This is a genomic window from Pseudomonas sp. Pseusp15, from assembly GCF_059492165.1.
The window spans coordinates 6,228,881-6,252,202 of sequence record NZ_CP168523.1 but is presented as its reverse complement, the minus strand read 5'-3'; the positions used below and the strand labels follow the sequence as shown (position 1 = coordinate 6,252,202).

Sequence of the window (23,322 nt, the reverse complement as noted above, 5' to 3'; positions counted from 1 at the left end):
TGTTCGCTCCCTCCTGCGATAAATCCCTATATAATGTGCGCTTTTTAACCATCCTGAATCCAAGGAGCTTTAGTGAGCACGTTGCCACCCTGCCCGAAATGCAATTCCGAATACACCTACGAAGACGGCGCACAGCTGATCTGCCCGGAGTGCGCCCATGAGTGGTCCGCCACTGGCGAAGCCGAAGTAGCGTCCGACGATACCGTGAAAAAGGACTCGGTCGGCAATGTGCTGCAGGACGGCGATACCATCACCGTGATCAAGGACCTCAAGGTCAAAGGCACTTCCCTGGTGGTCAAGGTCGGCACCAAGGTCAAGAACATCCGCCTGTGCGATGGCGACCACGACATCGACTGCAAGATCGACGGCATCGGCCCGATGAAACTCAAATCCGAGTTCGTCAGAAAAGTCTGAGCCCGCTGTATTCCATCCCGCGCCCTGCGTGGGATGGTGCTTTGCCCTTCCCGCCTCACCCAGCACTCCTCGCAATAGCCAAACGCCAGCCGTTTTGACCTTACGCAATCCTTACCCGATAAAAAACGCAAACCGCCAATAGGCCCTTGCTATTTAATGAATAGGAATTATTCTCATTGAACCCAATCAATGGAGATGAGACCCATGACTTATTTGATCGATGCCTGGCTGGACCGCCCACATCCCTACCTCAGAATCCTGCATCGGGAAACCGGGGAAGTCTGTGCGGTGCTTGAAGAAGAAGCCTTGAACGAGCTGCAGGATCAGGGTGATCTGGACGTCAACGGCCTGAGTTCCAGCGAGCCGGTGGTGCTCAAGGAACTGGTGCGCAATCTGTTTCTGTTTTGCTATGCCCGGGCGTTGCGCCCGAGTCATGACCTGAATACCAAGTTCGAGGTATGAAGATCATTTGTAAAAATGCCGGAGCTGGCCCTGCAGGAGCGGGCCAGCTCCAACACCGGGATTACAGAACGTCGAGCAGTTCGACGTCGAATACCAGTACGCTGTGCGGCGGAATGCTGCCAACGCCTTGAGCGCCGTAAGCCAGTTCGCTCGGCACGTACAGACGCCATTTGCTGCCCGCGTTCATCAGTTGCAGGGCTTCGGTCCAGCCAGCGATAACGCCGCCTACCGGGAATTCTGCAGGCTGGCCGCGCTCGTAGGAGCTGTCGAACACAGTGCCGTCGATCAGAGTGCCGTGGTAGTGAGTGCGCACTTGATCTTCACGGGTTGGCTTGGCGCCTTCACCTTGAGTCAGCACTTCAAATTGCAGGCCCGAAGCCAGAGTAGTGATGCCTTCACGCTTGGCGTTTTCAGCCAGGAAAGCCAGGCCTTCGCCAGCAGCAGCTTCAGCCTTGGCAGCCGCTTCAGCTTGCATGATCTCGCGGATCACTTTGAAGCTGGCGGACATTTCTTCCTGACCCACACGGCTTGGCTTGCCGGCGAACGCGTCGGTCAGACCAGCCAGGATTGCGTCCAGGCTCACGCCCGGTGGCGGATTGTCACGCAGCTGGTCGCCCAACTGACGGCCAATGCCGTAGCTGACGCGGGTTTCATCGGTGGACAGATTTACTTCGGACATGACACTGCTCCGCTGTGCGGACGGCCCTGGAACTTGCCGTGCGTGCACAGCGCATCCCGGAGCGCCCGGAATCAAAAGGGCGAGCAGACTAGCACAGATGCCGCCACGTTGATGAGCGGCGTCAGCCCTGTTACGCAGAACGGAAGGTGCTCGGTAATTTCGGACTTTCCTCGGCGCTGGTACCGCACATTTCATCATGGGCCGAGGTACATACAACGTTGAATGGCTTGGGACAGTCGTGAAGCACTTCACGCGCATGCTCGACCGACCGCAGCTGCAATGTCTCGCCATGAGCATCGAGCACTGGATGCGCCGCACCATGCATCCGAGCCTCCAGCACGTAGAACACGCCTTCCATCGAGATCAGGTTCAACTCATCGATCTTTCCGGCGATGGCAAACGCATTCAACTCTTGCAGGTTCATGAGCGCACCTCACGCAGTGGAGAGCCAGGGTTCTTACAGGGATATGCCTCGACGCGCCAAAGTACAAGCCACAAACGACACCGCCCGTCTGTTTCGCAACAGACGGGCGGTGCGGTGGAGCAAGTAAGGGCGGATCAGTGCTTGGTCAGCTTGTCCAGATAACCCATGGCAAACGCCGACACCACGAAGGTCATGTGGATGATCACGTACCACTGCAAATGCTCCGGATCGACGTTCTTGGCGTCCATGAAAATCCGCAGCAAGTGGATCGACGAAATTGCCACGATGGAAGCCGCGACCTTCATCTTCAACGAAGACGAATCCATGGTGCCCAACCAGTTGAGCTTCTCCTTGCTGTCGTCGATATCCAGTTCGGAAACGAAGTTCTCGTAACCGGAGATCATCACCATCACCAGCAAGCCGCCTACCAGCGCCATGTCGATCAGCGACAACAACACCAGAATCAGATCCGACTCGGCCATCGAGAACACGTTAGGGATGACGTGGATGACTTCCTGGAAGAATTTCAGTGCCAACGCCAGCAAGCCCAGCGACAAACCGAAATAGATCGGCGCCAGCAACCAGCGGGAGGCGTACATTGTATTTTCGATAAAGCGTTCCATTGAATCTCACACAAGGGGCTGGAAATGGCGGCGAGTATAACAGCCGCCTGTTACACCCAGAAACCGCCGGAAAATCCGCAACCTGCGTGTGTGTGACAAAGTTTTTCTGCTAGTGTCCAGATCAATGACAGGTCAGCGACATCGGACAGGAAAACTGGAAATGGATGTGCGATTGCCCTTAACGAGTGCAGGACTTTGCCTCGCATTGCTGCTCGGTGGTTGTTCACCCAGCGATGAGAAACGCCAAGTCAGCCTCGAAGAAAAGACCGCGCAGTTCGAAAAGTCTCTGGAGGCGATCAAGGATCCGAAACTCAAGGACGTCGTGACCGAACTCGGCGGTTCACTGTTGCTGCTCGAGCGTGCGCAACTCAAGCTCGACAGTAAACCGGTGGTCACCGAATACGGCGAAGATGCCCTCGCCGTATTCAAGCACTACCCCACGCCCCAGGCGCTGGTCGACACTTACATCAACGGGCTGTTCGTGCTGCACAAGGAGTCCAGCTCGGATTACCTGACCGATCTGCAACCAGTATTCCCCCTCCACTTCAACGCCCCTGGCGCATTCCTTTTCCCTCATGACCTGGAATGGCAATCGGTGACCCTCAGCAACAAGCGCGTCATCGCGTTTCAGCCGGAATGGTCGGAAACCGATCCCGGCATTCAGCTGAGCCCGTCGAGCTCCAACCTGACCAACCCCGATGACTTGACGGTGACCTACCCCTTCATCGAAGGCCTGGTTGTGGACAAAAAGCACCTGCCACAACCAGTGAGCCTGCAAGGCAAGGTGGAGGTCATCGCCCCACGCCGAATCTACAGCTTCGACCTGACAAAAAAGGACGTCGGCCAGACGCGCACCAATGACAACCTTAGTGTCACGCTGCTGAAGCTTGAAAAAAACCATGCCGAAATCGAATTCAGTAACAGCGCACCACCGGCCCCCGAGGTTCGCGATACACCGCCCAACCCGCTGATCGTTCAGGCCAGGGACACCACCGGACAATTCCTCTCGCGCTCGGGCGCGATCCATGAAACCGCCGCGCAAATTGCGTTCTATCAAAAACAACTGGCGCAAATGCAACAGCAGAAAGCCTGGAGCGAAGCGTTCGAAAAACAGCTCGAGGACGACCAGCGTGCCTTTGAAAAACAACAAACCCGACAGTACGCCAAGGTGTACTTCAACGGACCGATCGACACGCTCGAAGTCAGCTTGCTGGACTTCTCGGCGGTCACGGTGACCCGCAAGAACCTGGACCTGCCAGTACGCCGCTTCGACCCGCACACGACGGAAAAAACCATCCAGCCACTGACCTTGCCCGTGGTGGTATACGACGACCAGGCTGCGACCTGGCTCAAGGGTGCGACGCTGGACGAGAACCAACTGAAAAAAAGCATCAGTATCAGCCAGTCGATCGATGACCCGAGCGCCGCGCGCATCGATTTCGATCACCCCAGAAGTTTCAATGATGAACTGCTCGGCACCTCGTTCAATCCCGGCGAAAGTCCCGTGACGTTCTTTACCCAAGACAGCAATGGCCGGCGCGATGGGCCGATCGAGCTGCCACCGGAGGCGTATCAGGTCGACCCGCTACGCGGCAGCATCACCTACGATCTGAATCTGTTTGCAGAAACTCCGGCCTACGCGGTGGGCTCCATGCCGCTGTTCCTGGCGACTGTCGACAAGCAAACCTACGACGCCCCCCAACTGCCCAAGGGCCTGACGCTCAAAGGGAATGAGTTGGTGGTTGATCTGAAGCTGTTCCCCGACCAGGACTGGCGCTTTTTCGCCAAGGACGACAGTGGCAACTATCTGAAGGAGATTCTTTCGGTCAGTCACGACGCGAACGCGCAAGGTCCGGGGTTATTCGCAGTGCATTACTTCTACGGCCAGCCCACACGTCTGGAAACTTATCAGCGAACCAACCTCACCACCGTGCAATACGGTTTCGAGGTCAAACTCGACAAGACCGAGCCAGGTAACCTGGATCAATAGCCTGGATCAGCCTTCAGGTCGAAACCCGGGACCGGCAAGGTTGTGGAAACGGCCACCGTTGATCTCTCGCAACTGGGCTTGCAGGTGCAGGCACCAGATTTGCGGGTCATCGGCCAGCTCGTAGCCATGCAGGGTCAGACTTTCGACGATGGTGTCGAGGATCGATTCAGCCACGACCGGCCCACGGAACGGGCCTTGAGCCTTGATGGCTGAAGGTTGCTCGCCGGCCATTCCGGCGGCAAAAAGCAAGGTCCACATGCCCGTATCTCCCGCCAGCGGGCGGATAGCACATTCGATACGGGTCACAAGGCCCAGGCATTGACGGGTGAGGCAGAGGTTGCGCGACATGGCGGCGACCCTCGGTAGATCCGGTATTCAGCCTCCACGGGAAGGCTGTCTCGATCCAGTGATAACTGTCGATATCCTTGAGCAGAGAATAGAAGAAAAGTTCAGCTCGCACGCGGCCCGCAGCCAGAAGGCGCCGAGTGGTCGCCGTGCAAATATTGACGCCAGAGATGTGACTAGGGGGCTTGCCCCGTTGGGCTGCGAAGCGGCCCCGAAATTTATCAGACAGACCTCATCGCCGATTTGACGACTGCTACGCAGCCGAACGGGGCGGTGCGGCGGTCCGACAAGCTCCCTCGCCACAGGGAGCCTCCTCAGTTTCGAGATTGACTCAGGCCGGTTTGACTTCCAGCAATGCTTCCTGCGCCAACTCTTTTTCGGCCTCCTTGAGGTCTTCGTCGCTGACCATTTCCGCGATCACCCGCAAGCGTTCCACCACCCGCGCGTTGACGCTGCCCTCGGGAAAGTCGCCATTCTCATCCGGCGTACCGGCCGGCTCGCCGACCAGCAGGCTCAGTGCTTCGTCGGCCTGGCGCACCGCGTAGACATGGAACTGCCCCGCGCGCACCGCCGCCAGCACCTTCTCGTCAAGCATCAGCGTGGCGACGTTAGCCTGAGGAATGATCGCTCCCTGCTCGCCCGTCAGGCCGCGAGCCTCGCAGAGCCGGAAGAAGCCTTCGATCTTCTCGTTGACCCCGCCTACCGCCTGCACTTCACCGAATTGGTTGATCGAACCGGTAATCGCAAAGCACTGCTTGAGTGGAGTTTTCGACAAGGCCGAGATCAGCGTGCAGGCCTCGCCCAACGATGCGCTGTCGCCGTCGACGTAACCGTAGGACTGCTCCAGGGCGATGCTTGCGGAAATCGCCAACGGGAATTCCTGGGCATAGCGGCTGCCCAGGTACCCGGTGAGGATCATCACGCCTTTGGAGTGAATCGGCTGGCCGAGGTTGACCTCGCGCTCGATGTCGACGATGCCGCTGCCGCCCGGATACACCGTGGCGGAAATGCGCGCCGGTATCCCGAAGGCCGAATCGCCGACTTCCAGTACCGTCAGCCCGTTGCACTTGCCGACCGCCGCGCCATCGGTGTCGATCAGAATGATCCCGGCCAGCATGTCATCGAGAATCCGCGCCGAAACTCGTCCGGTACGGGTAGCCTTGGCCTTGAGCGCACGCTCGATGTGCCCGGCGTCAGTCATCTCGTCACCTGCCAGGTCGCGGATGAAATCCGCCTCGCTGACCAGTTGAAACAGATCGCCGATTCGCGCCGACAAACGTCCCTGGTGCTCGGCCAGACGTGCGCTGTAAGTCGCCAGACGCGCCACCGCATCCGCGGTCAGCGGCGCCATGCCTTCTTCCGAGGTACGGGTTTTGAGCAACTGGGCGAACTGCTCCAGGCTTTCGTCGACCATCGGAATGTCTTCGTCGAAATCCACCAGGACGCGGAACATCTCCTGGAAGTCCGGATCGAGGTCTTGCAGCGTGTAGTAGAGCTGCCGGGCGCCGATGATCACGACTTTGACCTGCAACGGAATGTGTTGCGGCGTCAGCGTCACGGTGGCCAGACGGCCCAGCTCACCCAGCGGGGATTCCATTTTCAGCTTGCGCGATTGCAAGGCACGCTTGAGCGCATCCCACACGAATGGCTCGCTGAGCATTTTTTCCGCTTCGAGGATCAGGAAACCGCCGTTGGCCCGGTGCAATGCACCCGGTCGCAACTGCCGATAGGTAGTGTAGAGCGCGCCCTGATCGGTGCTGTATTCGATGCGGCCGAACAGGTTGTCGTAGGTCGGGTGCGGCTCGAACACCACCGGCGCACCGCCGCTGTGCGGATGCCCGACCACCAGGCTCGGGGCGTATTGCTCTTCAAGCAATTTACGGGCGATGGCGTCGGTCTTGCTGTCATCCACCAGTTGCTCGACCACCGTTTTGAGCAGGTACACCTGCATCGCTTGCAAGTAACCGCAAACCCCTGCGTTTTCCGCATACTTTTCCGACAGCGGCGCCAGCAAGGGCTGCAAGGCCAGGGTGATGGTTTCTTCGTTGAGCTGGCGCAGCTGATTGCTCGACTCGCGCTTCCATTGCGGCAGGCTGGCGAGCTCTTCGTTCAACCGCTCTTCGAGCCCGGAAATGTCATCGTGAAAGCGCTCGCGCTCGGCTTCCGGCAACTGGGCGAATTCCGCCTCATCCAGGGCCTTGCCTTCGCTCATCGGGGTGAAGGCAATGTTGCTGCTGTCGCGGTAGAGCGCGACGTCTTTCTCCAGCGCCAGACGCTCGATCACATCCAGCGCACGGTCATAACGCTGGTTGAACGCACGGTCGATGGCGCTTTTCTTCTGCTGGTAGGACGGGTGCTCGAATACTGCCGGAAAGGTCGCCAGCAGGTTGTCGATCAAGCCGTTGATGTCACCGATAAAAGCGCCGGCGGTGCCCGACGGCAATTCCAGGGCGCGAGGCTCGCGAGGCTCATCGAAATTATTGACGTAGACCCAGTCGGCCGGGGTCTGCAGGCGTTTGCCTTCGGCCTTGAGGTAGCGTTTGACGAACGAAAACCGGCCGGTGCCGGGCTCGCCCATGACGAACACGTTGTAACCGGGGCGCGGCATGGCCACACCGAACTGCAAGGCTTCGACCGCACGTTCCTGGCCAAGCACACCGCGGAAGGGCTCCAGATCATTGGTGGTAGAGAAGCTGAACTGTTCAGCGGAAAACGGACGGGTCAGCGCTTCAGGCGCTAGACGCAAGCTGGCAGCAACAGGATCAGGCATCGGGCTTCCTTACATCAGGCGGGGCGGATAACGGCATTCTGGCGCTGCCCGTACCCACTGGCAAGGCGCACCTCAAGCCAAAGCTTAGACAAGCCCCCATCCACGGGCCGCGCGGGTCAAAATCAAGGTTTTCAGGGAATGTTTCGCAAAAAATCACGGAACCCCTGGAACCTGCCTAAACTCCAAACTGCGCGGCTGGAACGAATAACCGGCCCACTGGCACCATTAGGGGCCAGCACCCTGTCCATTGGAATGCACACAAAGAGAACATAGCTATGAAACGGATTCTTCTTGGTACTCTCTTCACCGTTGTATCCATCAACGCCATGGCTCAGGCGCCAGGCGGTCCGGACTGCGGTTGGGGCAACATGCTGTTCGAAGGTCAGCGTGGCACCCCGGCACACTTCCTGGCATCCACCACCAACGGCACCTCCGGTAATGCAACTTTCGGCATGACCTCCGGCACCAACGGTTGCTCGACCAATGCGGCGCTGACCTATGGCGGCAAATCCTGGATTGCCATGAATGGCATGATGAACGAGCTGTCCGAAGACATGGCTAAAGGTCAGGGCGAAGCGCTGACCACTTACGCCGTGGTACTGGGCGTGGCGCCGGAAGACCGTGCGCACTTCGCCGCCGTGACTCATCAACACTTCCAGCAAATTTTCAGCAAGGCTGACGTGACCGCTGAAGACGTGCATACCAATACCCTGGCCGTATTGAAGAACGATCCTCGTCTGGCCAAGTACGCCACTCAAGCTTAAGCTCGACCCGTCCCGCTCTCTTTGGGGAGCGGGTTTTATTTTTGACCCCGGCCCTTTTGGCCTGCCCCTTTGGGTCTTTGTTACTTTCGACTTAAGTTGCTCACTATGCTCAAACGCCTTGCCTGGCTGGCGCTCTGTGTCTGCGCCCCGCTGTCCGCCGCGCCCCACATCGACAATCAACGTTTGCAGCAACTGGCCAACGACCCCTTCTGGATTTCCCTGGGTCATTACGAAACCGCCAAGCTCGGTGGCTGGCGCAGCTATGTCAGCGACAAGAAATTCTTTCTCGCCTCCGATGGCAACGAACACCCCGACCGCGAACTGGCGGCGACCGTACAGGCGCTGTATGCCCCGGCCAGTGCCGGCGAGCAGCATGCGCAATGCGTCTATCCGGCCCGTACTCGCTGGCTCAAGGCGCAACTTGACCTGACGGATCTGCCGTCGCTGGACTGTGCTGAATTCAAGCAATGGTTCAAGGACGTTTCGCCCCACAGTGCGGTGATGATTTTCCCGGCCGCCTACCTGAACAGCCCGTCGTCGATGTTCGGCCATACCTTGCTGCGCATCGATCAGGCCGATGTGCAGCGCGACAAGACCTCGCTGCTCAGTTACGCGATCAACTTCGGCGCCTACATCGAAGGGTCGGACAACAGCATTTTGTATGCGTGGAAAGGCCTGATGGGTGGTTATCCAGGGCTGTTTGCACTGGTGCCCTATCAGGAAAAACTCTCGGAATACCGTAGCCTCGAAAACCGCGACCTGTGGGAATACCGCCTGAACCTGACCCAGCAGGAAACCGAGCGCATGGTCGAGCATGTCTGGGAGCTCAAGCAGATCCAGTTCGACTACTTCTTCTTCGATGAAAACTGCTCCTATCGCCTGCTTGAGCTGCTGCAGGTGGCGCGGCCGGGCCTGAAGCTGACCGATCAGTTCCCGTTGACCGCCATTCCCACCGACACCGTCAAAGCGGTGAAACAGGCCGGGCTGGTGGAGTCGATCGAATATCGCCCGTCCCGCGAGCGTGAACTGCTGAGCCGCGCGCAGCCGTTGACCGATGAAGAGCAGCAGTGGGTGCTGAAAATCAGCGCCGATCAGAAGCAATTGCAGGAACCGGCGTTCAAGGCGCAACCGCGCGAGCGTCAGGCGTTGATCATCGACGCGGCCTATCGTCTGGAGCGTTATCGCGCCAACGGCCAGGAACGTGACCCGCAACGAGCTCAGCGCAGTTTCGAATTACTGCGCGCGATCAATCAGAACCCGCCTCCTGAACTGGACATTGCGCGACCTGGCTTGCCCGAGGATGGCCACGAGTCCCGCACCTGGCAGGCCGGCATCGGCACCCGGGGTGACAAAGCCTTCGGCGAATATGGCCTGCGCATGGCCTACCACGACCTCAACGACAACGCCGAAAGCTTCCCCCTTGGCGCGCAGATCGAAATCCTGCAGATGAAGCTGCGCCAATACGAAGGCAATCACTGGCAGTTGCAGCAACTGGACCTGGCGACCATCCGCTCCCTGACCCCGCGCAACGCGCTGTTGCAGCCGCTGTCGTGGCAAGTCACCGGCGGCCTGGAGCGTGTGCCGGGCAAGCACGATGACGAAACCCTGGTCAGTCATGTCAACGGTGGTGGTGGCGGGACCTGGCAACTGAGCGACGACATGCTCGGGTTCGCCTTGGGCACCGTGCGCGTGGAGCACAACAACGATTTCGCGGGCTTCATTGCCCCGGCAGCGGGCTTCAACAGCGGTCTGTTGTGGAAAAACCCGCTGGGGAATTTCAGCCTGGAAGCCAAGGGCGATTACTTCACCAACGGCGAAGTGCGCCGGAGCATGAGCCTGAATCAGCAGTGGGAGTTGTCGCGCGACCTCGGGCTGCGCCTGAGTGCCCAACGCGAATTCAGCCACCTGGCATCACCTGAAAACGAAGTGATGCTTGAAGTGAAGTGGTATCACTATTGATCTTTTGACCCTTCTTTCACTCCCATCCGACAAATCCGCTTCTAGACTTCCCCTATAGGCCGTTGAACGGCCCTGGAGTCCGAGATGTGGCGTTGCGTGGGTGTGTTGGGGTTGTTGCTATTGGTTACAGGGTGCCAGTCGACTCACGAGGATCTGATCGCCAAAGGGTATCCGCCGGCGTTCGCCGATGGCTTCGATGACGGTTGCAGCAGTGGCCGGCAAGCCGCCGGGGCAATCACCGGTGAATTTCGCAAAAACGTCCCACGCTACCTCAAGGACAAGCAATACGCAGAAGGCTGGACCGATGGCTTGCGTCAATGCCAGGCCATGCGGGAAAGCGAGGATCGCAACGAGTACAGGGAACGCCATTGGGATGAGCGCGAAAGGGCCTGGCAACGAGAGAAAGACCGGGACGCCGCGCGAGCCTATCGCTCGCAATAAGTCGTTTACAGACATTCGTCGAAACTTAAAGCACGCGACCATGGCCCAAACCCTATAACGGGAGAACAACATGAGTCGCGCCTTCGTCAATGAAGATAACGCTGCCGCGCAAGCCGACCTGCCAGTCGAACGACAGGTCAGCGCGCAGCCCAATTACGTCACACCCGCCGGGCTCATGCAGCTCCAGGCGAAAGTCGCCGCGCTGCAAAGCCTGCTCGACGAGGAAAGCGCCAAAGGTGACCTGGCCGACAAGCAGCGCCAGGCCGACCTCGATCGCGACTGGCGCTACTTCAAGCAGCGCCTGCAAAGCGCACAGGTGGTCGCACAAGCCTCCTCGACCGACAAAGTGCAGATTGGCAATTGGGTGACCTTTGCCGACGAGCACGATCATGAACAGCGCGTGCAATTGGTCGGAGAAGACCAGGCGGATGCCGCCCATGGACTGATCAATTGGAGTTCACCGCTGGGACGGGCATTACTGGGTGCGCACGTAGGCGATGAAGTGTCGTGGAAGCGGCCGGTGGGGGATATGGTGATTGAGGTGCTGGCTATAGAGATCGGGTGAGTCCGATGGCGCCTTCGCTGTAGGAGCGAGGCTTGCTCGCGAAGGCCACACCGCGGTGCCACTGAAAACCCATAAAAAAACGGAGCCCCCGAACGAAGGCTCCGTTTTTTTTATGCAGCCAACCTGAAATCAGGCCAGTTTTTTGTGCCGTACCCGGTGCGGCTGGGAGGCCGCTTCGCCGAGGCGTTTCTTGCGATCGGCTTCGTACTCGGTGTAGTTGCCTTCGAAGAACACCGCTTGCGAGTCGTCTTCGTACGCCAGGATGTGAGTCGCGACGCGGTCAAGGAACCACCGATCGTGAGAGATCACAATGGCGGCGCCCGGGAAGTCCAGCAAGGCTTCTTCCAGGGAACGCAGGGTTTCAACGTCGAGGTCGTTGGACGGTTCGTCGAGCAGCAGGACGTTGCCGCCCTCTTTCAGGGTCAGGGCCAGGTGCAAGCGACCACGCTCACCACCGGACAGGTCCTTGACGAACTTCTGCTGATCGCCACCCTTGAAGTTGAAACGACCGACGTAGGTACGCGACGGGATCTCGTAGTTGCCGATGCGAATCTGGTCGGAACCGTCGGAGATCTGCTGGAACACAGTCTTGCTGCCATCCAGGTCTTCACGGCTCTGGTCGACGCACGCCAGTTGCACGGTTTCGCCGACTTCGATGCTGCCCGAGTCCGGCGTTTCCTTGCCCATCAGCATGCGGAACAGGGTCGATTTACCGGCACCGTTACCGCCGATCACGCCAACGATGGCGCCTTTAGGCATGGAGAACGACAGATTGTCGATCAACACGCGATCGCCGTAGCCCTTGGTGACGTTCTTGAACTCGATGACCTTGTCGCCCAGGCGTGGACCGGCCGGGATGTAGATCTCGTTGGTTTCGCTGCGCTTCTGGAATTCCTGCGATTGCATTTCTTCGAAGCGTTGCAGACGAGCCTTGGACTTGGACTGGCGGGCCTTCGCGCCTTTGCGCACCCACTCCAGCTCTTCCTTCATGGCCTTTTCGTGAGCCGATTGTTGCTTGGATTCGGCAGCCAGACGATCGGACTTGGCTTCGAGCCAACCCGAATAGTTGCCCTCGTACGGGATACCGGCGCCGCGGTCGAGTTCGAGGATCCAGCCGGCAACGTTGTCCAGGAAGTAACGGTCGTGCGTGATCGCAACCACGGTGCCCGGGAAATCGTGCAGGAAGTGCTCCAGCCAGGCGACGGAGTCGGCGTCCAGGTGGTTGGTTGGTTCGTCGAGCAGCAGCATGTCCGGGGCGGACAGCAGCAGGCGGCACAGGGCCACACGACGCTTTTCACCACCGGAAAGATGTTCAACCCTGGCATCCCAGGCCGGCAGACGCAGCGCATCGGCAGCGACTTCCAGTTGGCGATCCAGGTTGTGGCCATCGCTGGCCTGCAGGATGGCTTCAAGTTTGGCTTGCTCTGCAGCCAGCTTGTCGAAGTCGGCATCCGGATCGGCGTAGGCCGCGTAGACCTCGTCCAGACGCGCCTGGGCGTCCTTGATCACGCTGACCGCTTCCTCGACCACTTCACGCACGGTCTTGGTCGGGTCCAGGATCGGTTCTTGCGGCAGGTAGCCGATGTTCAGGTCCGGCATCGGACGGGCTTCACCGTCGAACTCGGTGTCGACGCCTGCCATGATTTTCAGCAGCGTGGACTTACCCGAACCGTTGAGACCGAGGACGCCGATTTTGGCGCCGGGGAAGAACGACAGCGAAATGTTTTTCAGGATTTCCCGCTTCGGCGGAACAACTTTGCCCAGCCGATGCATGGTGAAGACGTATTGAGCCATGGAGAACCTAGGGTCAGTGACTGATGAATGATTGGAGCGCAGGCGATGCCCGGCCAGGCCATGCGCGTCGTTCGTTTGATGGGTATCAAGGCGTGCGCGCTGAAAAAAACCTGAGTCTAGGAGCTGGAACGCTCCCGCGTAACCGGCAAAGCTACCTCATTGACAGAAGGCAGTCCAGCCGAGCGGGGCTGGCACTTCGCCACAACTCAAGGCATGCTAGCCGCCCTTCGGGCGTCCGGCTTATAGTGCACGCCGCGCCAGTCCAGCCAAACCGCAGGATTACAGTTTGTCCAATGTCACTCCGCCACCGTCCGCGAGCGTGCTCAACCCTGGGCTCGGCTCGCCCCTGCGCGGAAGCTTGAAGGGCGCGCTGGCGACTCTCGTGCTGTTGCTGCTCGCACTGCTGTTCTGGCAGTTGCTGGATCAACTGCGCGAAACCCAGAAAAACCAGCGCCAGTACACCATCAACTACACCGCCGACCTGGCTTCGCAAGTCAGCCTCAACATGGCGCTCAACGCCCAGATCGCCCTTAATCTGCTACCGATCGTCGAACAACCGCAAAGCGCCGACGAACAGCAGGCATTGCTGCGCAAACTGCAACAGTCGCTGCCCGACCTGCGCAGCCTGGCGCTGCTCAGCCCCTCCGGGAAAGTCCTGAGTGACAGCGCCGTCGACAGCCAGGACGCCAACTACCTGAGCGAACTGGTCCAGCGCAGCCGCGCCCAGGCCCACTATTTCAGCAATGCCGATGACGGCTCGGTGGTGCACCTGCTCCTGCATCAGGCCAGCGGCAGCACTCGCGGCTACTGGGCCCTGCGCCTGACACCGACATTTTTTTCTTCATTGACCAAACAGGGCGACGCCGGCCTTCGCCCCCTGTGGCTGGTGGAAAACCGCATCAATCATCAGATCATCAGTCGCGATGACGCCCTGCCTTCAGCCAAACCCGCGGCGCTGACACCCGACGAACTGACCAACAGCGTATTGATCGTCCCCCTGAGCAGCAGCGACTGGCAACTGCGCGGGCTGTTCGACCGGCAACGGGTGATCGAACAACTGCTGCCGGCATTCATCGGCAAATGCCTGCTGGGCCTGGCCTTCTCACTGTTACCGTTCATCGCTTTGCTGAACATTCGTCGCCGCCAACGCCAACTGCATGAAGGCCGCCGACGCTATCAGGACATCTTCGAAGGCACCGGTGTTGCCCTGTGCGTGCTGGACCTGTCCGGGCTCAAAAGCTTTTTCGACAAGGCGCAACTCACCAGCAGCGAGCAGCTGAGAACCTGGCTCGGGATACCGGAGCAACGCCAGCAACTGTTGCAGGAACTGCGCATCACCGAGGTCAACCAGGTCGCCCTGCAACTGCTCAACGTCAATTCCTGCGATCAGGCCTGGAAACTACTGATCAACGGCTGCCCACTGGACTGCACGGCCATCGGCAATCAAGTGCTCGAAGCGGTGCTCCACCAGCAGAAACAGCTTGAGCTGGAAATCAAGCTTCAGGACGCCAATGGCCGCGACCAGCACTTGTGGCTCGTGCTGCGCCTGCCGGAAGATCAGCCCGACCATAGAGCGGTGATCCTGAGCATCAGCGACATCACCAGCCGCAAACTCATTGAGCTTTCGCTGCTGGAGCGCGAAGGATTCTGGTCCGATGTGGTGCGCACCGTGCCGGATCACCTGTATGTGCAAGACGTGATCAGCCAGCGGATGATCTTCAGCAACCATCACCTGGGGCAGACGCTGGGTTACAACCGCACCGAGCTGCACCAGATGGGCGAGTACTTCTGGGAAATCCTCTTGCACCCGGAAGATGCCGACTACTACCACCGCTCTCGCCAATCTCAGCGTCAGGCGGGTTACACCCAATTGCTGCAGTGCCAGCTGCGCTTCCGTCATCGCGATGGCAAATGGCGGCGTTTCGATATTCGCGAACAGGCCCTGGCGCGGGACAAGCACGATCAGGTCACGCGCATCATCGGTGTGGCCAAGGACATCACCGAGCAGATCGAAGCCAGTGAATCCCTGCGCGACAGCGAGCAGCGCTACCGGATGCTCGCCGAAAGTATCAGCGACGTGATTTTCTCCACTGACAGCAAGATGGCGCTCAATTACGTCAGCCCTTCGGTGCAAGCGGTGCTGGGCTTCGACGCCGACTGGATATTCCAGAACGGCTGGCAATCGACCATCGCCAACCCGCAACAACTGAGCGGCATCTACAGTCTGATGGACCGGGTCAGCAAAGCGCTGGATAAACCCGATCAACTGACACTGCTGCGCAGTCAGGTGCAGACCCAACTGTTTTTGTTCGACTGCCTGCGGGCCGACGGACGCAAGATCCCTATCGAGTTGCGTCTAGTTTTGGTCTGGGACGAACACGGCGCCTTCGAAGGTGTGCTCGGGGTCGGTCGCGACATCAGCCAGCAACGCCGGGCCGAGAAAGACCTGCGCATGGCGGCCACGGTATTCGAGCACTCCACCTCGGCGATTCTGATCACTGACCCGGCCGGCTACATCGTCCAGGCCAACGAGGCCTTCAGTCGAGTCAGCGGCTATGCGGTGTCCCAGGTGCTCGATCAGTTGCCGAACATGCTCACCGTCGACGAGCAGCAGGAAACTCATCTGCGCTACGTGCTCAAGCAATTGCATCAGCACAGCACCTGGGAAGGCGAAGTCTGGCTCAAGCGTCGCAACGGCGAGCACTATCCGGCCTGGGTCGGGATTACGGCGGTGCTCGACGACGAAGGCGATCTGGCCAGTTATGTGTGTTTCTTCAGCGACATCAGCGAACGCAAGGCCAGTGAGCAACGGATTCACCGCCTCGCCTATTACGACGCCCTGACCCACCTGCCCAACCGCACGCTGTTCCAGGATCGCCTGCACACCGCGCTGCAATCGGCCGAACGGCAGAAGTCCTGGGTGGTGCTGATGTTCCTCGACCTGGACCGCTTCAAGCCGATCAACGACTCCCTGGGTCATGCCGCCGGCGACCGCATGCTCAAGGAAATGGCCACGCGCCTGCTCGGCTGCGTCGACGATGACGACACCGTGGCGCGTATGGGCGGTGATGAGTTCACATTGCTGCTGCAACCCCGGGTCAACCGCGAGATCGCGCTGAACCGAGCCATTCACGTGGCCGAACAGATCCTCGCCAGCCTGGTGAAGCCGTTCGTGCTCGAAGGCCGCGAGTTCTTCGTCACCGCCAGTATCGGCATCGCCCTGAGTCCTCAGGACGGTAGCGAACTCAGTCAGCTGATGAAGAACGCCGACACCGCGATGTACCACGCCAAGGAACGCGGCAAGAACAACTTCCAGTTCTATCAGGCCGACATGAACGCCAGCGCCCTGGAGCGTCTGGAGCTGGAAAGCGACTTGCGCCACGCCCTGGAACAAAACGAATTCGTGCTGTACTACCAGCCGCAATTCAGCGGCGACGGCAAACGCCTGACCGGCGCCGAAGCCCTGCTGCGCTGGCGCCATCCGCGCCGCGGCCTGGTGCCGCCAGGGGACTTCATTCCGGTGCTCGAAGAGCTCGGGCTGGTGGTGGATGTCGGCGACTGGGTGATCGGTGAGGCCTGTCGTCAACTCAAGACCTGGCACCAGGCCAAGGTGCGGGTGCCGAAGGTCTCGGTGAATATTTCGGCCCGGCAGTTCTCCGACGGGCAGCTCGGCACGCGGATCGCCACCATCCTCAGGGAAACCGGCCTGCCGCCGGCGTGCCTGGAGCTGGAGCTGACCGAAAGTATCCTGATGCGTGAAGTCAGCGAGGCGATGCAGATCCTCGCCGGACTGAAAAACCTCGGCCTGAGCATTGCGGTCGACGACTTCGGCACCGGTTATTCATCGCTCAACTACCTCAAGCAATTCCCGATCGATGTGCTGAAAATCGACCGCACCTTCGTTGATGGCCTGCCGTCGGGCGAGCAGGATGCGCAGATTGCCCGGGCGATCATCGCCATGGCCCACAGCCTCAATCTGGCGGTAATCGCCGAGGGTGTGGAAACCCACGAACAGCTCGACTTCCTGCGCGAGCATGGCTGCGATGAGGTTCAGGGCTACCTGTTCGGCCGCCCGATGCCGGCCGGCCGGTTCGAAGCGCAGTTCAGCAATGATGCGTTGTTCATGTTCGACTGAGTTTCAGAGTGCTGCGGACGGCCCCATCGCGGGCAAGCCCGCTCCCACAGTTTTTTGGGTGAACCCAAGATTTTTGACCACTGAAGATCCCTGTGGGAGCGGGTTTGCCCGCGATGAGGCCCGCACGATCACCGCTGATCCCGTCATGAAGCCCACTTGTCTGCGACATGATGTCCTTTCATATGCCATCTAAAAGCGGTTGGGTTAGAATGCCTCCCTTTTCTGCCCCGATCCTTGAGGACCGCCATGTTCAGCCGTGATTTGACTATTGCCAAGTTCGACGCCGATCTTTTTGCCGCCATGGAGCAAGAAGCTCAGCGCCAGGAAGAACACATTGAGCTGATCGCTTCGGAAAACTACACCAGCCCTGCGGTGATGGAAGCTCAAGGCTCGGTACTGACCAACAAGTACGCCGAAGGCTACCCGGGCAAGCGCTACTACGGTGGTTGCGAGTTCGTCGATATCGTCGAACAACTGGCCATCGACCGCGCCAAAGAGCTGTTCGGCGCCGATTACGCCAACGTTCAGCCGCACGCCGGTTCGCAAGCCAACAGCGCCGTTTACCTGGCCCTGCTGCAAGCGGGCGACACCATTCTGGGCATGAGCCTGGCTCACGGTGGTCACCTGACCCACGGTGCCAGCGTTTCTTCCTCCGGCAAGCTGTACAACGCCGTTCAGTACGGCATCGATGCCAATGGCCTGATCGACTACGACGAAGTCGAGCGTCTGGCCGTTGAGCACAAGCCGAAAATGATCGTGGCCGGTTTCTCTGCCTACTCGCAGGTTCTGGACTTCCCACGCTTCCGCGCTATCGCTGACAAGGTTGGTGCTTACCTGTTCGTCGACATGGCCCACGTGGCCGGTCTGGTCGCCGCTGGCGTCTACCCGAACCCGGTGCCTTTCGCTGACGTGGTGACCACCACCACCCACAAAACCCTGCGCGGTCCACGTGGCGGCCTGATCCTGGCTCGCGCCAACGCCGACATCGAGAAGAAGCTGAACTCCGCAGTATTCCCGGGCGCCCAGGGCGGCCCGCTGGAGCACGTGATCGCTGCCAAGGCGATCTGCTTCAAGGAAGCGCTGCAGCCTGAGTTCAAGGCCTACCAGCAACAAGTGGTGAAAAACGCCCAGGCCATGGCCGGCGTGTTCATCGAGCGCGGTTTCGACGTGGTGTCGGGCGGTACTCAGAACCACCTGTTCCTGCTGTCGCTGATCAAGCAGGAAATCTCCGGTAAAGACGCCGACGCTGCACTGGGCAAAGCGTTCATCACCGTGAACAAGAACTCGGTACCGAACGATCCACGCTCCCCGTTCGTCACCTCCGGCCTGCGTTTCGGTACCCCGGCTGTGACCACTCGCGGCTTCAAGGAAGCCGAGTGCAAAGAGCTGGCCGGCTGGATCTGCGACATCCTGGCTGACCTGAACAACGAAGCGGTGATCGACGCCGTTCGTGAGAAGGTCAAGGCCATCTGCAAGAAACTGCCGGTGTACGGCGCTTAATTGCCCCGCTAAACCGCAGCAATGAAAAAACCGGCCAGTGATGGCCGGTTTTTTTTCGTCCGCCATAAAGATCAATTGGGGTTGGCACCACTGGTCAGACCGGTCATGCCAATTTTGCTGCGTCCCCTTGTAATCCTGAAAAAATCCAGCGTAGACTGCGCCTGCACTGGACATACCGGTAAGACCACAATAATTAAGTCCTGAATCTGATGCGCTTGGCGCACGGCAGCCAGGACACCGACCAGGATTCCTCCCATGCTCAGATGGTGCTCGCGTTCAATCTTCCTTCAAGTGGTTCTCGGACTGGTGCTCGGCATCGTCTGCGGGCTGACCCTTCCCGAATACTCCGCCCAACTCAAACCCCTTGGCGACGGCTTCATCAAACTGATCAAGATGCTTATTGGCCTGATCGTGTTTTGCGTGGTGGTTAGCGGCATCAGCGGTGCCGGTGACCTGAAGAAGGTCGGACGCATCGGCCTCAAATCGGTCATCTACTTCGAAATACTGACCACCATCGCCCTGGTGATCGGCCTGGTGTTCGCCTTCACAACCGGCATCGGCAGCGGCGCGAACATTCATCTGGAGCAGCTCTCCGCCGCCGACATGGGCGACATCGCCCAGCGCGGTCAGCACATGCACACCACCACGCAGTTCCTGATGGACCTGATTCCGACCTCGGTGATCGGCGCCTTCGCCGACAACAACATCCTGCAAGTCCTGCTGTTTTCGGTGCTGTTCGGCAGCGCGCTGAATCTGGTGGGTGAAGCGGCGTCGGGTATTTCCCGGCTGATCAACGAGCTGAGCCATGTAATCTTCCGCATCATGGGCATGATCGTGCGCCTGGCGCCGATCGGCGTCTTCGGCGCCATCGCCTTCACTACCAGCAAATATGGCCTGGACTCGCTGCAACACCTGGGCAGCCTGGTCGGCCTGTTTTACCTGACCTGCGCGGCATTCGTGGCGCTGATTCTCGGCCTGGTGATGCGCCTCTCGGGCCTGCGGATGTGGCCACTGCTCAAGTACCTGCGTGAAGAACTGCTGATCGTCATGGGCACCGCTTCTTCCGACGCCGTGCTGCCACAAATCATGCGCAAGCTTGAGCATCTGGGCATCGGCAGCTCCACGGTCGGCCTGGTGATTCCGACCGGGTACTCATTCAACCTTGACGGTTTTTCGATCTACCTGACCCTGGCCATCGTGTTCATCGCCAATGCCACCGGCACGCCGCTGGCCATGACTGACCTGCTGACGATTCTGCTGGTGTCGCTGATCACCTCCAAAGGCGCCCACGGGATTCCCGGCTCGGCGCTGGTGATTCTCGCCGCCACCCTGACGGCGATCCCGGCAATTCCGGTGGTGGGCCTGGTGCTGGTGCTGGCGGTGGACTGGTTCATGGGCATCGGTCGGGCGCTGACCAATCTGATTGGTAACTGCGTCGCCACGGTGGCCATTGCTCGCTGGGAAAAGGACATCGATATCCAACGGGCAAACAAAGTGCTGTCCGGCCAGGTGGGTTATACCTTCCAGCCGAGAAAACCGGTGGTCCCGGCACATCAGCAGGAATTTTAAACAGCGTGTGCCTGCCCACGGGCAGGCACATTTATCGCGATTTGGAGCGAACAGTGATTACCTCGTCAACCGTCGTAAATTCAGTGGTAGAAAAACTTCGGGCCGCGCTGGCTCGCGGTCAGTGGCGTTCCGGCGACATGCTGCCGGGCCAGCGTGAACTGGCCGAACAACTGGGCATCAGCCGCCCAAGCCTGCGCGAAGCGGTGATCGTGCTGGAAACCCTCGGGCTGGTGCGCTCGATGCCGGGCAAAGGCGTGGTGGTGCTGGAGGCCAATCTCAGTGACAGTCAAAGCCACGACAGCGCGGTCGCCGGGGCCAGCCTGGAAGACGTGCTGCAACTGCGCTACACCCTCGAACCGTTCATCGTCGGCCTGGTGGCGCAGTCCATCAGCAGCAAGGAAGTCGGGCAACTGCGCCTGACCCTGATGGACATGCGCGAAGCCCTGGAAGCCAATGACAGCGAGGCCGGTGTGAACGCCTACATCGCGTTCCACGAAGAGTTGTTCACCCTGACCTCGAACCCGATTTTCCAGAGCGTGGTGCAGCAGACCAGCAATGCCCTCAAGCAAAGCGCCGACGTGCTGCGCAATTCTCCGGAGCACTTGGCTGAGCGCCTTGAAGAAAGCGAAGCCATGGTACGAGCGATACGCAGCAAAAACAGCGCCCAGGCCAGCGCCGAAATGCGTCGGCACATCCTTCGGGAAGGTCAACGGATGGGCATCGAATTGAATATCCCGGACGACCACCTCGGCAGTTGACCCCCTCTTCGAACTGGAGACAGGCCATGAACAGCTTCGCCTCACCACAAACTCTTGTTGCCCTGCCCTTTCGCCCGCCGGTGGATGATCTCTATTCGCGAATCTTCGACGCCATTCTCGAACAGCGTATCAATGCGGCCAGTCGCTTTACCGAAGAAAGCCTGGCGCAGATGTTCGGTGCCAGGCGCAGTGACATTCGTGGAGTACTGACGCAGCTGTCCCATCAGCAGATCATCATCCTGCGGACCAATCATCGCCCCCGGGTCGCCGATCCCGATGCCGAACAGACCCGTCAGACGCTACATGCTCGCCGTCTGACCGAAGTCACGCTAGTGAAACTTGCCTGCCAGCAACCTCGTGCGCAAAACCTGAAGCGCCTGCGAGCCTTGATCGAAAGCGAACGCCAATGCAAGGAGCGTGGTCCAGCGATCCGGTTATCGGGGGAGTTTCACTTACAACTGGCCGAAATGGCGGGAAATGCGCCGCTGGCGCATTTTCTTGGCAGTCTGGTGCCGCTGACTTCATTGGCGATTGCGCAGTATGACGCTCAGACCGGTGATTATTGCGGATGGCAGGAGCACATGGGGATTGTCGATGCGGTGGAACGTGGGAATGTGGTGATGGCCGAAATGTTGATGCACCGGCATCTGGATCATCTTGAGGAGGTACTGCTGCACTCCGGATCAGTACTCAGCCAGAATCGTGTTGCCGGGTAGATTGCCATCGCGAGCAGGATCGATCCCACACTGGAAATGCATCCCCTTGTGGGAGCGACGGTGCGACGATTCGACCTGCTTGCGACGACGGCATCGGGCCCGCTGAAAATGTCGGGGCTTACTGCGCCGCAACCCGCGCAAACCCCTCGCGAATCTTCTCCTCCGGCAACTCATCGGCAATAAACACGATCACGCTTTCGCGTGTGTCATCGTCCGCCCACTCGGTATCCCAATCGAAGCCGTACAGTTTCAGCACGCCCTGGAACACCATGCGCCGCGGCTCACCAAGAATGTTCAAAACGCCTTTGTAGCGCAGCAATTGCTTGCCATGGTCTTCCAGCAGTTCGTTCATGAACTCGCTGAGCTTGTCGATATCCAGCGGTTTGTCGGTACGCAGCACCAGGCTGGAAATGCGATCGATGGAGGGCGCCTTGCTCACCGGGCGCAAACTCACGCCACCACCGAGGTCGGCATTGAGGTTGAAGCCACGCACATCGAGCAATTCGGCCAGATCAATCTTGCCGTGGTCGACCACACGAATCGGCGCGCGACGGTTGATCCGGGTCAGGCGTTCGCTGAGGGCAGTGAAGCTCGGCTCATCCACCAGATCGCGCTTGCTCACCAGCAAGCGGTCGGCAAAACCGATCTGCGCCTGGGCAATGGTCTGGGTCAGGTGCAGTTCGGCATGAGCCGCGTCCACCAGGGTGATGATGCCGTCGAGGATGTAGCGCTCGCGCAGCTCTTCATCGATAAAAAAGGTTTGTGCCACCGGGGCCGGGTCGGCCAGACCGGTGCATTCGATCACCAGGCGGTCAAAGGCGATTTCGCCACTGTCCAGGCGCTCCAGTAGCAGGTACAGCGCTTTGGTCAAATCGGTGTGGATGGTGCAGCAGACGCAGCCGTTGGACAGCGTCATCACTTGCACTGGCTCGTCGCCCAACAGTTGGGTGTCGATGCCGGCGTCACTGAACTCGTTTTCGATCACGGCGATTTTCAGGCCGTGCTCGGCTTTGAGCAGGTGGCGCAACAAGGTGGTTTTGCCAGCGCCGAGAAAGCCGCTGAGGATCGTGACAGGGATTGGCGCTAACAAAATAAGATCTCCCGGACGCAAAAAAACTGTAGGAGCCAAGTTTGCCGGCGAAAGCATCTTGAAGATCGCCTTCGCCGACAAGCCCTGCTCCTACAGTGGTGTGTTACCTAAACCGCGTACATCAACAGCACTTCGGTCCACCCTTGCCGCCGTAGCGAGCCTCTTGGCGCTCCCGAAAGAACGCCTCGTAACTCATCACCGGTTTGTCCGGGTGTTTGGTTTGCATATGCTCGACGTAGTTGTCGTAGTCGGGCATGCCGACCATCAGGCGCGCGGCCTGACCGAGGTATTTACCGAGGCGACTCAGGTCATTGAACATGCTGC

General features: G+C 59.5%; 20 protein-coding genes. 12 read left to right on the top strand and 8 right to left on the bottom strand.

All coding sequences use genetic code 11. The features are described 5' to 3' along the window. Nucleotides 1-72 precede the first annotated feature (72 nt). Together ACEN8R_RS28320 and ACEN8R_RS28315 are read left to right on the top strand one after the other, a co-directional pair. Entirely contained in the window at nucleotides 73-414 is a 342-nt protein-coding gene (locus tag ACEN8R_RS28320) for a zinc ribbon domain-containing protein YjdM (RefSeq protein ID WP_018925880.1), read from the top strand. A gap of 204 nt (nucleotides 415-618) precedes the next feature. Further along, on the top strand, nucleotides 619-876 hold the full coding sequence (locus ACEN8R_RS28315; RefSeq protein WP_018925879.1) for a PA4570 family protein: 258 nt from the start codon (nucleotides 619-621) through the stop codon (nucleotides 874-876). 61 nt (nucleotides 877-937) lie between these two features. Here ACEN8R_RS28315 and bamJ read toward each other — a convergent pair whose 3' ends face one another. The 3 genes from bamJ to ACEN8R_RS28300 all read right to left on the bottom strand — a co-directional run bounded on the left by bamJ (nucleotide 938) and on the right by ACEN8R_RS28300 (nucleotide 2,602). Beyond that, nucleotides 938-1,555, bottom strand: coding sequence for a BamJ family beta-barrel-assembly machinery protein (gene bamJ, locus ACEN8R_RS28310; protein ID WP_007938433.1), 618 nt, complete (start codon nucleotides 1,553-1,555; stop codon nucleotides 938-940). Between the two features lie 130 nt (nucleotides 1,556-1,685). Beyond that, the gene (locus tag ACEN8R_RS28305; RefSeq protein WP_018925878.1) at nucleotides 1,686-1,979 is read right to left on the bottom strand and encodes a DUF6482 family protein; all 294 of its coding nucleotides are present in this window, start codon (nucleotides 1,977-1,979) and stop codon (nucleotides 1,686-1,688) included. A 134-nt stretch (nucleotides 1,980-2,113) separates the two neighbouring features. Beyond that, nucleotides 2,114-2,602, bottom strand: a complete 489-nt coding sequence (locus ACEN8R_RS28300; RefSeq protein ID WP_007938436.1) for a TIGR00645 family protein — start codon at nucleotides 2,600-2,602, stop codon at nucleotides 2,114-2,116. A 160-nt stretch (nucleotides 2,603-2,762) separates the two neighbouring features. Here ACEN8R_RS28300 and ACEN8R_RS28295 point away from each other — a divergent pair, with 160 nt between their 5' ends. Continuing rightward, nucleotides 2,763-4,592 carry a hypothetical protein gene (locus tag ACEN8R_RS28295; protein WP_026286391.1) on the top strand — a complete coding sequence of 610 codons (1,830 nt, stop codon included), beginning with the start codon at nucleotides 2,763-2,765 and terminating at the stop codon, nucleotides 4,590-4,592. Between the two features lie 6 nt (nucleotides 4,593-4,598). On the opposite strand, the gene ACEN8R_RS28290 is transcribed toward ACEN8R_RS28295, so the two are convergent. Next, nucleotides 4,599-4,940, bottom strand: a complete 342-nt coding sequence (locus ACEN8R_RS28290; RefSeq protein WP_019581273.1) for a PA4575 family protein — start codon at nucleotides 4,938-4,940, stop codon at nucleotides 4,599-4,601. A gap of 328 nt (nucleotides 4,941-5,268) precedes the next feature. Beyond that, nucleotides 5,269-7,707, bottom strand: a complete 2,439-nt coding sequence (locus ACEN8R_RS28285) for a Lon protease family protein (protein ID WP_018925874.1) — start codon at nucleotides 7,705-7,707, stop codon at nucleotides 5,269-5,271. 275 nt (nucleotides 7,708-7,982) lie between these two features. Between ACEN8R_RS28285 and ACEN8R_RS28280 the strand changes: the two genes are divergently transcribed. The 4 genes from ACEN8R_RS28280 (at nucleotide 7,983) to ACEN8R_RS28265 (ending at nucleotide 11,436) form a co-directional block, all read left to right on the top strand. Further along, nucleotides 7,983-8,471, top strand: coding sequence for a DUF3015 domain-containing protein (locus tag ACEN8R_RS28280; protein WP_018925873.1), 489 nt, complete (start codon nucleotides 7,983-7,985; stop codon nucleotides 8,469-8,471). Between the two features lie 105 nt (nucleotides 8,472-8,576). Further along, nucleotides 8,577-10,430: an Lnb N-terminal periplasmic domain-containing protein gene (locus tag ACEN8R_RS28275; RefSeq protein WP_495624509.1), complete on the top strand. Its 1,854-nt coding sequence runs from the start codon at nucleotides 8,577-8,579 to the stop codon at nucleotides 10,428-10,430. Between the two features lie 84 nt (nucleotides 10,431-10,514). Next, entirely contained in the window at nucleotides 10,515-10,871 is a 357-nt protein-coding gene (locus ACEN8R_RS28270) for a hypothetical protein (RefSeq protein WP_018925871.1), read from the top strand. Nucleotides 10,872-10,941: 70 nt separating this feature from the next. Beyond that, the gene (locus tag ACEN8R_RS28265; RefSeq protein ID WP_495624508.1) at nucleotides 10,942-11,436 is read left to right on the top strand and encodes a GreA/GreB family elongation factor; all 495 of its coding nucleotides are present in this window, start codon (nucleotides 10,942-10,944) and stop codon (nucleotides 11,434-11,436) included. A 129-nt stretch (nucleotides 11,437-11,565) separates the two neighbouring features. Here the strand turns inward: ACEN8R_RS28265 and ettA are convergent, their stop codons facing one another. Then, entirely contained in the window at nucleotides 11,566-13,230 is a 1,665-nt protein-coding gene (gene ettA, locus ACEN8R_RS28260; RefSeq protein ID WP_018925869.1) for an energy-dependent translational throttle protein EttA, read from the bottom strand. Between the two features lie 286 nt (nucleotides 13,231-13,516). On the opposite strand from ettA, the gene ACEN8R_RS28255 reads away from it, so the two are divergent. From ACEN8R_RS28255 to ACEN8R_RS28235, 5 genes are all read left to right on the top strand, one after another. Next, nucleotides 13,517-17,365, top strand: a complete 3,849-nt coding sequence (locus ACEN8R_RS28255; protein ID WP_018925868.1) for a sensor domain-containing protein — start codon at nucleotides 13,517-13,519, stop codon at nucleotides 17,363-17,365. A gap of 246 nt (nucleotides 17,366-17,611) precedes the next feature. Further along, entirely contained in the window at nucleotides 17,612-18,865 is a 1,254-nt protein-coding gene (gene glyA, locus ACEN8R_RS28250; RefSeq protein WP_018925867.1) for a serine hydroxymethyltransferase, read from the top strand. Between the two features lie 255 nt (nucleotides 18,866-19,120). Next, nucleotides 19,121-20,434, top strand: a complete 1,314-nt coding sequence (locus ACEN8R_RS28245; RefSeq protein WP_018925865.1) for a C4-dicarboxylate transporter DctA — start codon at nucleotides 19,121-19,123, stop codon at nucleotides 20,432-20,434. 53 nt (nucleotides 20,435-20,487) lie between these two features. After that, nucleotides 20,488-21,192 (top strand): FadR/GntR family transcriptional regulator, encoded by a 705-nt coding sequence (locus ACEN8R_RS28240; RefSeq protein ID WP_018925864.1) that lies wholly within the window; start codon nucleotides 20,488-20,490, stop codon nucleotides 21,190-21,192. A gap of 26 nt (nucleotides 21,193-21,218) precedes the next feature. Then, nucleotides 21,219-21,908, top strand: a complete 690-nt coding sequence (locus ACEN8R_RS28235; RefSeq protein WP_018925863.1) for a GntR family transcriptional regulator — start codon at nucleotides 21,219-21,221, stop codon at nucleotides 21,906-21,908. A 118-nt stretch (nucleotides 21,909-22,026) separates the two neighbouring features. Here the strand turns inward: ACEN8R_RS28235 and yjiA are convergent, their stop codons facing one another. Beyond that, complete coding sequence (gene yjiA, locus ACEN8R_RS28230; protein ID WP_258612701.1) at nucleotides 22,027-22,998, bottom strand: GTPase; 972 nt, start codon at nucleotides 22,996-22,998, stop codon at nucleotides 22,027-22,029. Nucleotides 22,999-23,119: 121 nt separating this feature from the next. Beyond that, a complete protein-coding gene (locus ACEN8R_RS28225; RefSeq protein ID WP_007937254.1) occupies nucleotides 23,120-23,317 on the bottom strand; it encodes a YbdD/YjiX family protein in 198 nt (65 codons plus the stop codon). Nucleotides 23,318-23,322: the final 5 nt, after the last annotated feature.